Source organism: Pseudomonas sp. TKO26 (assembly GCF_003225665.1).
GTDB classification, from domain to species: domain Bacteria; phylum Pseudomonadota; class Gammaproteobacteria; order Pseudomonadales; family Pseudomonadaceae; genus Aquipseudomonas; species Aquipseudomonas saponiphila.
This window is the reverse complement of the sequence record NZ_QKLN01000005.1, coordinates 13,689-24,747: the sequence shown is the minus strand read 5'-3', so window position 1 is coordinate 24,747 and position 11,059 is coordinate 13,689. Positions and strand designations below refer to the sequence as shown.

Sequence of the window (11,059 nt, the reverse complement as noted above, 5' to 3'; positions counted from 1 at the left end):
CAGGCTAATCGGGCTCTCTTGTGAAGACGGGGCTTCACCGGGCCTTTGGGGACGACAAATACTTACATTGTTAGCAAGCTAAGTTAAGCCGCCGGACATAAAAAAGCCTTGCAGGGTGTGCACCGTGCAAGGCCTCTGGCTCAAGCGCTGAGCTTAGTTCAAGAGTCGCCTCAATACAGATTCGGCTCCATCTCCAGCTCGACACTGAAACGCTCGGCGATATCGTGCTGGATCCGCCGGGCCAGCTCCAGCAGTTGCAGGCCGGTGGCCGTGCCGTAGTTCACCAGCACCAGGGATTGCAGGCGATGGACCCCGGCATCGGCTTCACGAAAGCCCTTCCAGCCCGCCTGCTCGATCAGCCAGCCGGCCGCCAGCTTGACCTGTCCATCGGCCTGGGGATAACCCACCAGCCCCGGATAGGCCTGCTTGATCTGCGCCGCCAGCAGCGCCGGGACCACCGGGTTCTTGAAGAAACTGCCGGCATTGCCAAGCACCGCCGGGTCGGGAAGTTTCTCGCTGCGGATACTGCAGATCGCCCGACTGACGTCGCTGGCCGTCGGATGCTCGATGCCCTGCTCGTTCAGGCGCTGACGCACCGGACCGTACTCAAGGTGCAGGTGATCGACGCGATTGAGGACAAAACGCACCCGCAGGATCAACCAGCGACCGGCCTCATGCTTGAACAGGCTGTCGCGGTAAGCGAACTGGCACTGGGCCAGGTCGAAGTCGCGCAATTCACCGGTGTGCCGGTCCAGGGCGGTCAGGCCGGCGAACACGTCCTTGATCTCCACGCCATAGGCGCCGATGTTCTGCATCGGCGCAGCGCCCACGGTGCCGGGAATCAGGCTCAGGTTCTCCAGCCCGGACAAGCCCTGCTCCAGGGTCCACAGCACGAAGGGATGCCAGGTTTCCCCGGCCTCGGCTTCCACCACCACCCGCTGCCCATCGTCACTGAGCAGACGGATGCCGCGGCTGGACATGCGCAGCACCAGGGCCCGGATATCCGCGGTCAGTAGCAGGTTGCTGCCGCCACCGATCACCAGCAGGGGCAACTGCTGCGCGGCGCAATAGGCCAGGGCTTCGCGCACGTCGTCGTCGCTGTGGGCCTGGGCAAAGCGCAGGGCCTTGACCTCGACGCCGAAGCTGTTGAATGGCTTGAGCGAAACATCGGACTGAATCTGCAGGGTCATAACCGTCCCTTCAATTCGATCACCAACCGGTCACAGGCATCCTCGATCAGGTCCAGCACCTGCTCGAAGCCCTGCTCGCCGTCGTAATACGGGTCCGGCACTTCATACAGCGGCGCCTGGTAGCGACGCAGGAACAGGTCCAGCTCGGCTTTACCCCCAGCCGGCTGCAAGGCCTTGAGGTTGCGCAGGTTGCTCTGGTCCATGGCGAAAATCAGGTCATACACGGCGAAATCGGCGCTGCCGACCTGCTGCGCCCGTTGCGCCGAAAGGTCGTAGCCACGGCGCAAGGCCGCCTGCTGGCTGCGTGAATCCGGGGCCTTGCCGATATGCCAGTCGCTGGTGCCAGCCGACGCGACCTGCACCTGATCGCCCAGGCCGGCCGCGCGCAACTTGTGGCGCAGCACACCCTCGGCAGTGGGCGAGCGACAGATATTGCCCAGGCAGACGAACAGAACCCGCATCAGGCCTCCAGCAGGCGCCGAACGCGCTCAAGGTCTTCGGCGGTATCGACGCCGGTGGGTGGGGCCTCCAGGGCATCGGCGACATGAATCCGCACGCCGTGCCACAAGGCACGCAACTGCTCCAGGGATTCGGTGTTTTCCAGCCAGCACGGGCCCCAGCTGACGAAGTCATGGAGGAAACCGGCGCGATAGGCATAGATGCCGATGTGGCGCCGGTAAGGCACGCCTTCCGGCAAGTGCTCATGACTCTTGGCGAATGCATCCCGCGCCCAGGGCAAGGTGGCACGGCTGAAGGTCAGGGCCAGACCGTTGAGGTCGGTGACCACCTTGACCACGTTGGGATTGAACAGCGTCTGCACATCCTCGATCGGCTCGGCCAGGGTGGCCATGCGCGCCTCGGTGTGGGCGGCCAGGTTGGCGGCCACCTGATCGATCACCGAAGGCGGGATCAGCGGCTCGTCGCCCTGGACGTTGACCACGATGGCATCCGCCGCCAGGCCAAGCTGGCTGGCGACTTCCGCCAGGCGATCGGTTCCCGAGTTGTGATCTTCCCGGGTCAGCAGCGCTTGCGCGCCAAAGCCCTGGCACGCCTCGACGATACGCGGGTCGTCGGTGGCCACCACCACCCGCTCGGCGCTGCTCTTGCAGGCCTGCTCCCAGACCCACTGGATCATCGGCTTGCCGGCGATCAGTTGCAGAGGCTTGCCCGGCAGGCGGGTGGAGGCAAAGCGCGCCGGAATGACCACGGTAAAGGCGCCGCTCATTTGTCCAGACGCTCTTCGGCGGTCAGGGTACGGGCTTCGCTTTCCAGCATCACCGGGATGCCGTCGCGGATCGGATAGGCCAGGCCGGCGCCCTTGCTGATCAGCTCGGTCTTGTCGGCGCTGAGTTTGAGCGGGCCCTTGCAGATCGGGCAGGCCAGGATGTCGAGCAGTTTGGTGTCCATGAGGTTTCCCTGGATAAAAGCGATTAAGGCAACAGACGATCAGGCAGCAGGCGCATCAGCTGGGTATCGAACCAGGTGATGAAGGCCGCGGACGGCACCGCATCCACCGCCAGGTACCACCAGTCGGCCGCCGCAAATTCACGGCACTTGACCGCATCTTTCTCGGTCATGACCAACGGCAATGACGGGGTGAAGGCCAGGGCCTGCGCACTGTATTGAGCGTGATCGGCAAATGCATGGGGGACAGGCCGCCAGTGTAGCGTTTCAAGGGTATTGAAGAAACGCTGGGGGTTGCCGATGCCGGCCACCGCATGCACCGCCTGCCCTGGCGCGAAGTGCTCCACCGGGCGGCGCTCGCCGCTCTGCAGATTGACCAGCGCCGAAGGCTTGAGATGGAAGGCAAAACCGTCGGCGCGATCATCAAGGGCGCCGTTGTAAAGCAGTGCATCGACACTCTGCAGGCGTTCCACCGGCTCGCGCAGGGGCCCGGCCGGCAGGCAGCGCCGGTTGCCCAGGCCACGGGCAGCGTCGATCAGCACCAGTTCCAGGTCACGGGCCAGGCGGTAATGTTGCAGGCCGTCGTCAGAGAGAATCAGGTCCAGCGGTTCGGCGGCCAGCAAGGCCTGTACCGCGCGGCTGCGATCCGGATCGATCATCAGCGGTACGCCACAGCGCTGGACGATCAGCAACGGTTCATCGCCGGCCACCGTGGCGCTGTCAGCGGCCGTCACCCGCCAGGGCAGTTGCGGCGGCTTGGCGCCATAGCCGCGACTGACCACCCCGACCCGCAGGCCGAGGCGCTGACAGTGCGCCACCAGCCACAAGATCAGCGGCGTCTTGCCCGTGCCGCCAACGGTAATGTTGCCCACTACGATCAACGGCACCGGCGGCTGATAGATCGCCCCCTCGCCCGCCAGAAAGCGCCGGCGCTTGCCCACCACCACTCGGCGGTACAGGCACTCCAGAGGCTGCAGCAGTTTCAGCGCGGGGTGGCCGTTGTACCAGGCGGCGAGCAAACGATCGGAGAGTGCCATCAGGGTGCCGGCGCCGCCTCGACGGTGGTCATGCGCAGGTGGCTGAAACCGAGCTTGCCGGCCGCATCCATGGCAGTGATCACCGCTTGGTGTTGAGTCTTGCCGTCGGCGCTGATGGACAGCGGCAGATGGGTATCCCCAGCCGACTCCTTCTGCAAGGCCTCGATCAGGGTGGCCAGGTCATTTTTCGGCAGGACCTGATTGTTGACCGAGAACACCCCGTCGGCGCTGATGGCGATATCCAGCTGCTTGACCTCCTGGTCTTCGGCGGGTGAGCCGCTGACCGCTTCCGGCAGGTCGACCCGCAGCTCGGTTTCCCGGGTAAAGGTGGTGGTGACGACGAAAAACAGCAGCAGGATGAACACCACGTCAATCAATGACGCGAGGTTGATGTCCACGGTTTCCCGGGGTTTGCGACGGAATTTCACGCTTTGCCCTCGGCCAGGTCGACATCGCGGTCACCCTGGATCACTTCCACCAGCTTGATCGCTTCCTGTTCCATGCCCACCACCAGCTCATCGACCCGACGTTGCAGGAAGCGATGGAAGAACACCGAAGGAATCCCCACCATCAGCCCCGCGGCGGTGGTGATCAAGGCCTTGGAAATACCGCCGGCCAGCACGTGGGCGTTGGTGGTCATGCCCGAGCCCATGAACGAACTGAAGATGTCGATCATGCCCAGCACCGTGCCCAAGAGGCCCAGCAGCGGGGCCATGGCGGCGATGGTGCCGAGGGCATTGAGGTAGCGTTCCAGTTCGTGGATCACGCGGGCCGCCGCCTCTTCGATGCATTCCTTCATGATCTCGCGACCATGCTTGGAATTGGCCAGGCCCGCGGCGAGGATCTCTCCCAGGGGCGAATCGGCACGCAGCTCCTTGAGCTTTTCCTTGTTCAGTTGCTTGTCCTTGATCCAGCGCCAGACCTGACCCAACAGATGGGGCGGGGTGACTCGGCTGGCCCGCAGGGTCCACAAACGCTCGGCAATGATGCCCACAGCCGCGATGGAACTCAGAATGATCGGCAACATCATCCAGCCGCCGGATTTGACCAATTCCCACACAGTGACAGTCCCCTCGAAAAAGTGCGCCACTCTAACATAGGGGCTGGACGCACCGAAGACCGTGATGTCGCATGCTCACGGGCTTTAATAACTCACGGTTATTTAAGGCATTAATGCTCAATCGCGCCAGAAACGCCGCTGCGCGCGCAGGCTTTGCACGGGCCCGAAAGTCCCCAGGCGCAGTGTCAGCGCTCCTTGATCGGCGCTGTCATGAACCGCCAGCCCCAGCCGTCGATAGCGCGCCAGCACCTCGGCATGGGGATGACCGAAGGCGTTGCCCCGCCCGCGGGAAATCAGCACCGCTGTCGGTCGCAGGCGCTGCAGCAGGGCCATGGACGAAGAAGTGCGGCTGCCATGATGGGGCGCCTGCAACCAGTGGGTGTGCACCGCCAGCGCACTGGCGAGCAGGGCCCGTTCGGCATGCACGTCGATGTCGCCGGTGAGCAACAGCCGCTCGCCTCGAGCCTCGACCTGCAACACGCAGGAAGCCTGGTTGCCATCGGTCGCCGCCGACCATTGCCAAAGCCGAAAGCGCACCCCATTCCATTGCCAGCCCAGGCCAGACTCGCACGGCTGTGCTTGCAAGGCGGCGGGCAATGCCCCGGGCTCGCCGCTGCGCACCCGGGCCACATCGATTCCGCGCCAGACCGCGAGGGCGCCACCGGCATGATCGTTATCGGCATGACTGAGCAGCATCAGGTCCAGTTGCCTGATCCCCAGTTTGCGCAAGGTTGGCAGCACCACCCGCTCGCCGAGATCGAAATCCCCCACCCGGGCGCCGGCATCGTAGAGCATGGCGTGATCGCGGGTGCGCAGGAGCATCGACAGCCCCTGCCCCACGTCCAGTTGCCAGACCTCCACCTCCCCCTCGGGCAGCACCGGCTGGGGCGGCCAGAAGGCCAATAGCAGCAGCGGCCACCCCAGCACCCGCAGCGGTACACCGCTGGGCAGGAGCAACAGCAAGGCCCCCAGGGCACTGAGCCCCCAAAGCCACCAGGGCAGCAACGGCGCCACCCAGGCCGGCCAGGCACCGGCGATCACCCCCAATAGGCGGAACAGCCCATCCAGCAGCCCCCCGGCCAGCCACAGCAAGCCTTCGCCCACATGAGGCAGCGGCAGCAGCAGACAACCCAGCAGCGCCGGCGGCAGCACCAGCAGACTGATCCAGGGCACCGCCAGCAGATTGGCCAGGGGACCGCTGAAACTGATGGGCAACCCCAGGGCCAGCAGCGGCGGCAGCAGGCCAATGGCGATCAGCCACTGAGCCCGACTCCAGGCCTGCCACCAACGCCAGCGCCCCAGGCGCCCGGCGAAGGTGAGAAGCAGGATCGCCACCGCGGCAAACGACAGCCAGAATCCCGGCTGCAAACTGGCCAGGGGCTCGAACAGCAACACCGCATTCAACGCCAGCAGCCAGGGTCGCCAGACGCCCAGATGGCGAAAGCGCAAACGCCAGAGCAGGACCAGGGCGACCATCACGCAAGCACGCTGCACCGGCACATCGAACCCGGCCAGCAGGCCGTAGCCCAGGGCCCCGAGAAAGGCCAGGGCACAGGCCCAGGGCAGCCACGGCCGGCGCTCGGGCCAGACGCCCCAGCGGGCCAGCCCGGCCACTGCGAGGTAGATCACCCCGGCCAGCAGGCTGATGTGCTGACCGGAAATCACCATCAGGTGAACCGTGCCGGTGTCCTGCAGCACCTGCCAGTCCTGGCGCGTCAGACCCGAGCCGTCGCCCATCACCAGTGCCGCCAGCCCGGCGCCACGTCCTTGTGCCTCGACATCCAGCAGGCGCTGGCGCAGGCCCTCGCGCCAGGCCAGGCGCGCGGGCCTGAGCAACTGCCCGGCCTTGACCGTGCCGGCGGCCCCGATGCGCCGCGCCAGCAGCCAGGCCTGGTAATCGAACCCCTGGACATTGAGCAGGCCGGCAGGACGCCGCAGCTTGACCGCCAGGCGCCAGCGCTCGCCACTGTGCAGCGGCGGAGCGTCGTGCCAGGCCAGACGCATCCGCTGCGGCAGTCGCTCGCGCCGGGCCTGGGCGGCCTGCAGCTCAAAGCGCACCACGCCCTGGCCCTGCTCCGGCAAACCACTGACCTGCCCCTCCAGCCAGCGGGTTTGCCCTTCCAGGCCAGGAGCCAGGCGATCATCCAGGGCCCAATGCCCGGAGATGCAAGCCCAGGCGAAACCGAAGAGAAAAAATGCCACGGGATGTGTACGAAAGGGCAGCAGCATCAGCCCCACCACCGACATCGCCAGCAACAGCCAGACCGGCGGCAACACCGGCAGAAAACCCAGCGCCAGCAGCCCCGCGGCCAGCGCCAGCAACCCCGTCCCCATCAGCCAGCCCCTCCTTGGCAGTCCCTACTCTGGGCTTAGCCGAGGATCGGCGGCGCGGTTTTATCATTTGTCACAATGTCTGAATTTGCCCTGACTAGAATCCGTTCATAATCGCGACCTGATCCAACCGAGAAGCCTTATGCCCCGGCGCTTATTCAAACGTTACATGCCAGATCCGGCCAGCATCCGGGAACACAAGTCCTTACGCTTTCTTGGCACGCTGTTGCATGACGCCAACCTCTGGCACCTCAATCGGCACTCCGTGGCCCGTGCCATGGCGGTGGGTTTGTTCGCCGCCTTCATCCCGATTCCGATGCAGATGCTGCTAGCCGCGGCGCTGGCGGTCTGGCTGCGGGCCAACATGCCCATCAGCGTCAGCCTGGTCTGGTTGACCAATCCCATCACCATGCCGCCGGTGTTCTTCTGCACCTATCAACTGGGGGCCTGGCTGATGAACGTGCCGGCCCGCACCCTGCCGGACGAATTGACCTGGGAGTGGATCAGCGGTCAGCTCAGCACCCTGTGGCAACCCTTTCTCCTGGGCTCGGTGGTGGCCGGGCTGGTGCTGGGAGCCACGGCCTATTGCCTGACCATGCTCTATTGGCGCTGGTGGGTCGCGCGCCAGTGGCGCAGGCGCAAGCAGCAGCGCCCATGAACAACGAAAACGGCCTCCCGAGGGAGGCCGTTTTCTCAGACGCGCAAACCATTCACTGACGCATGCCGCGCCCGCTGACCAGCAACCGGGCGCAACCGATGTACAGCACCACGGTGGCCACCAACATGAAGGTGATGGCCACGCTGATGCGGATGTCCGACACCCCAAGGATGCCGAAGCGGAAGGCGTTGACCATGTGCAGCACCGGGTTGGCCAGGGACACGGTCTGCCAGAACGGCGGCAGCAGGTTGATCGAGTAGAACACCCCGCCCAGGTAGGTCAGGGGGGTCAGCACGAACGTCGGGATGATCGAGATGTCATCGAAGTTGCGCGCGAACACCGCGTTGATGAACCCCAGCAACGAGAAGATGGTCGCCGTCAGCACCACCACCAGTACGGTGACGCCCAGGTGATGCACCTGCAACGTGGTGAAAAACAGCGACAGCAGGGTCACGATGATCCCCACCATCAGGCCCCGCAGGACCCCGCCGAGGGTATAGCCGATCAGGATGGTGTGCGGCGACACCGGCGATACCATCAGTTCCTCGATGGAGCGCTGGAACTTGCTGCCGAAGAAGCTCGACACCACGTTGCCGTAGGAGTTGGTGATCACCGACATCATGATCAGCCCCGGCACGATGTACTCCATGTAGGTGAAGCCACCCATATCGCCGATCTGCCGGCCGATCAGGTTACCGAAGATGACGAAGTACAGGACCATGGTGATGGCCGGCGGCAGCAGGGTCTGCGGCCAGATCCGGGTGAAGCGGCGGATCTCGCGATAGACGATGGTGTTGAGTGCCACCAGGTTGGGTTTCAACTCCGAACTCATACCGCCACCTTCGACAGATTTTTCTCCACCAGGGACACGAACAGCTCCTCAAGTCGGTTGGTTTTGTTACGCAGGCTCAAGACCTCGATGTTCTGCAGGGCCAGTTGACCGAACAGCGCGGTGATGCCGACGGCCTTGTCCACCTGGACTTCCAGGGTGTGGCTGTCGACCAGCCGGGTCGGATAGCCGGCCAACTGCGGCGCCACCCGCAGGTCGTGCTTGAGGTCGAGCAGGAAGGTTTCCACATGCAACTGGCTCAGCAGCTGACGCATGCTGGTGTTCTCGACGATGGTGCCGTGGTCGATGATGCCGATGTTGCGGCACAACTGCTCAGCCTCTTCCAGGTAATGGGTGGTGAGGATGATGGTGATGCCTTTCTGGTTGAGCTCGGTGAGGAAGGTCCACATCGAACGACGCAGCTCGATGTCGACCCCGGCCGTGGGTTCGTCGAGGATCAGCAGGCGCGGCTCGTGGACCAGGGCCCGAGCGATCATCAGGCGCCGCTTCATGCCTCCGGACAGGGAGCGCGAAGGCACATCGCGCTTGTCCCACAGGCCGAGCTGGGTCAGGTACTGCTCGGCCCGCTCCTTGGCGATCCTCGCCGGAATGCCGTAGTAGCCGGCCTGGGTCACGACGATGTCGAAAGTCTTCTCGAACTGGTTGAAATTGAATTCCTGCGGCACCACACCGATGCAGCGCTTGAGCGCCGCCGGCTCACGATCAAGGTCGTGACCGAAGACATTCACGCTGCCGCTGGTCTTGTTCACCAGGGTCGAAAGAATGCCGATGGTGGTGGATTTACCGGCCCCGTTAGGGCCAAGCAGGGCGAAAAAATCACCTTCGGCGACGTCCAGATCGATACCACTCAGGGCCTGGAAACCGTTGCCGTAGGTTTTGGTTAGCTGCCGGATGGACAGAGCGGAACTCATATCGGATTCATGCACCAAGAAGGGGAATTGAATAATTAAGGGCGGTCCGGCCGGATTGCAACGACGCCGGACGCACGCCATGGTGCGGGCCTGAGCCACGCAAGTACAGTCACGCTTGTTGATAGTGGGTATTAAGTCAAAGCGGTCATCACCGCCCGACGATAGGCCGGGCGCTGCTTCAAGCGCTCGTACCAGGCGTGCAGATGCGGCATTGCAGGGCGCTCGATGGGCATCTCGAACCAGGCGTAGATGAAGCTCCCCAGGGGAATATCCCCCACGCCTATTTCCGGCCCGGACAGGTAGGGCTGGTCGGCCAGCGCCTGATCGACCCGAGCCAGCAGTTCGGCACAGGTAGCCTTGGCGGCATGGATCTGCGCCCAGTCCTGCTGCTCGGCCGGAGTGCGCAACACTCCCCAGAACAGGTGGCGGAAAGGCTCGGCGAAGGTCGAGGTGGTCCAGTCCATCCACTTCTCGGCACTGGCCCGGGCCTGCACATCGGCCGGATGCCAGTGGCTGTCGGCGGCATGCCGAGCGGCCAGGTAACGCACGATGGTGTTGGACTCCCAGAGCACGAAGCCGTCGTCTTCAATCAGCGGGATGCGCCCATTGGGGTTCAGCGCCCGGTAGGCCGGAGTGTCCACCACGCCGAAGGCGCCACCGGCATCCAGGGACTCATAGGCCAGCCCCAGCTCTTCGGCACACCACAACGCCTTCCTGACATTCGACGAGTTCTTGCGACCCCAGATCTTCAGCATGACCATCCCTCAGTTATGAATGCCGGGGCAGTCTACGCCGGATCAGCCGCGACTCAAATCACTGCGCATGTCCCCCGGCAGTACGCCCCCCTGCTCGCCGAACAGATGGGGATAGCATGCCTGCAGGTGGCTGAAGAACAGCTCCTGCGGCACATCGGCGAAGCGCCCATGATCCACCAGGTACTCCATCGACTGGTCGCCCTGACGGTTGAAGGGGTGAAAGACACTGTCCTGCACCCCGTCAAACTCTAGCGGCGCCACATCGAACAGTTCGCACAGACTCTGGTTGAACGCCGGCGTCGCCTTGACCCAACGCCCCTGCAGGTACAGCTCGGTGTAGCCGTGCATGGCGAACACATCACTGCGCAGCAGCTCCAGCAGACGCGGGGTCGACAGGTGATTGCGCACGTCCGCCAGACCGATGCGCGCGGGTATCCCGCAATGCCGGGCACAACCGGCCAGCAGAGTGGCCTTGGGCACACAGTAGCTTTCGCCGGCGATCAGGGCATGACTGCCCCGCAGGGTTTGCGGATCAGGGCTGAAGGAATAGAAGTTGTAACGCACGGCCTCACGCACCGCGTAGTAAAGGTTCACCGCCTGCTGCCGCGGATCGCCGCCGGCACCGCGATGAGATTCGGCGAACTCCACCACCGCAGGGTGGTCACTATCGATGAAGCGGCTGGGACGCAAGTACTGGTTCATGGGCAAAACCTCCAAGCGAAGCCTGGAGTCTATCGAGAGGACCGCCCTGGCGATAACGACGTTTCGGCCAAAGATCAGGGTCGGTCCGAGTATCACCAGCCGTGCTTCAAAGCCCCCGCAGGCCGGCAAACTCAAGCGTCGCACCCGCACCACCGCAATCA

At 64.2% G+C, this 11,059-nt stretch carries 13 protein-coding genes; 1 reads left to right on the top strand and 12 read right to left on the bottom strand.

What is annotated here, in order from left to right; translation table 11 throughout:
• Positions 1-170: 170 nt before the first annotated feature.
• The 8 genes from murB to DNK59_RS08990 all read right to left on the bottom strand — a co-directional run bounded on the left by murB (position 171) and on the right by DNK59_RS08990 (position 7,025).
• Positions 171-1,190, bottom strand: coding sequence for a UDP-N-acetylmuramate dehydrogenase (gene murB, locus DNK59_RS09025; protein ID WP_110722994.1), 1,020 nt, complete (start codon positions 1,188-1,190; stop codon positions 171-173).
• Entirely contained in the window at positions 1,187-1,651 is a 465-nt protein-coding gene (locus tag DNK59_RS09020) for a low molecular weight protein-tyrosine-phosphatase (RefSeq protein WP_110722993.1), read from the bottom strand. Before DNK59_RS09020 ends, murB begins: the two co-directional genes overlap by 4 nt.
• Positions 1,651-2,415, bottom strand: coding sequence for a 3-deoxy-manno-octulosonate cytidylyltransferase (kdsB, locus tag DNK59_RS09015; protein WP_092316829.1), 765 nt, complete (start codon positions 2,413-2,415; stop codon positions 1,651-1,653). Before kdsB ends, DNK59_RS09020 begins: the two co-directional genes overlap by 1 nt.
• Positions 2,412-2,597, bottom strand: coding sequence for a Trm112 family protein (locus tag DNK59_RS09010; protein ID WP_019689343.1), 186 nt, complete (start codon positions 2,595-2,597; stop codon positions 2,412-2,414). The genes kdsB and DNK59_RS09010 overlap by 4 nt, the downstream gene beginning before the upstream one ends.
• Positions 2,598-2,620: 23 nt before the next feature.
• Positions 2,621-3,631, bottom strand: a complete 1,011-nt coding sequence (lpxK, locus tag DNK59_RS09005; RefSeq protein WP_110722992.1) for a tetraacyldisaccharide 4'-kinase — start codon at positions 3,629-3,631, stop codon at positions 2,621-2,623.
• The gene (locus tag DNK59_RS09000; protein ID WP_110722991.1) at positions 3,631-4,059 is read right to left on the bottom strand and encodes a biopolymer transporter ExbD; all 429 of its coding nucleotides are present in this window, start codon (positions 4,057-4,059) and stop codon (positions 3,631-3,633) included. Before DNK59_RS09000 ends, lpxK begins: the two co-directional genes overlap by 1 nt.
• Complete coding sequence (locus DNK59_RS08995) at positions 4,056-4,691, bottom strand: MotA/TolQ/ExbB proton channel family protein (protein WP_016968261.1); 636 nt, start codon at positions 4,689-4,691, stop codon at positions 4,056-4,058. Before DNK59_RS08995 ends, DNK59_RS09000 begins: the two co-directional genes overlap by 4 nt.
• A 117-nt stretch (positions 4,692-4,808) precedes the next feature.
• Positions 4,809-7,025 carry a DNA internalization-related competence protein ComEC/Rec2 gene (locus DNK59_RS08990; protein WP_110722990.1) on the bottom strand — a complete coding sequence of 739 codons (2,217 nt, stop codon included), beginning with the start codon at positions 7,023-7,025 and terminating at the stop codon, positions 4,809-4,811.
• 139 nt (positions 7,026-7,164) lie between these two features.
• On the opposite strand from DNK59_RS08990, the gene DNK59_RS08985 reads away from it, so the two are divergent.
• Positions 7,165-7,680, top strand: coding sequence for a DUF2062 domain-containing protein (locus DNK59_RS08985; protein WP_092316841.1), 516 nt, complete (start codon positions 7,165-7,167; stop codon positions 7,678-7,680).
• 52 nt (positions 7,681-7,732) lie between these two features.
• On the opposite strand, the gene DNK59_RS08980 is transcribed toward DNK59_RS08985, so the two are convergent.
• The 4 genes from DNK59_RS08980 to DNK59_RS08965 all read right to left on the bottom strand — a co-directional run bounded on the left by DNK59_RS08980 (position 7,733) and on the right by DNK59_RS08965 (position 10,898).
• The gene (locus DNK59_RS08980) at positions 7,733-8,512 is read right to left on the bottom strand and encodes an ABC transporter permease (protein ID WP_060838224.1); all 780 of its coding nucleotides are present in this window, start codon (positions 8,510-8,512) and stop codon (positions 7,733-7,735) included.
• Entirely contained in the window at positions 8,509-9,441 is a 933-nt protein-coding gene (locus DNK59_RS08975; protein ID WP_092316844.1) for an ABC transporter ATP-binding protein, read from the bottom strand. The genes DNK59_RS08980 and DNK59_RS08975 overlap by 4 nt, the downstream gene beginning before the upstream one ends.
• A 131-nt stretch (positions 9,442-9,572) precedes the next feature.
• Positions 9,573-10,196 carry a glutathione S-transferase family protein gene (locus DNK59_RS08970; protein WP_110722989.1) on the bottom strand — a complete coding sequence of 208 codons (624 nt, stop codon included), beginning with the start codon at positions 10,194-10,196 and terminating at the stop codon, positions 9,573-9,575.
• A gap of 42 nt (positions 10,197-10,238) precedes the next feature.
• Positions 10,239-10,898 carry a transglutaminase family protein gene (locus DNK59_RS08965; protein ID WP_092316850.1) on the bottom strand — a complete coding sequence of 220 codons (660 nt, stop codon included), beginning with the start codon at positions 10,896-10,898 and terminating at the stop codon, positions 10,239-10,241.
• Between the last annotated feature and the right edge of the window lie 161 nt (positions 10,899-11,059).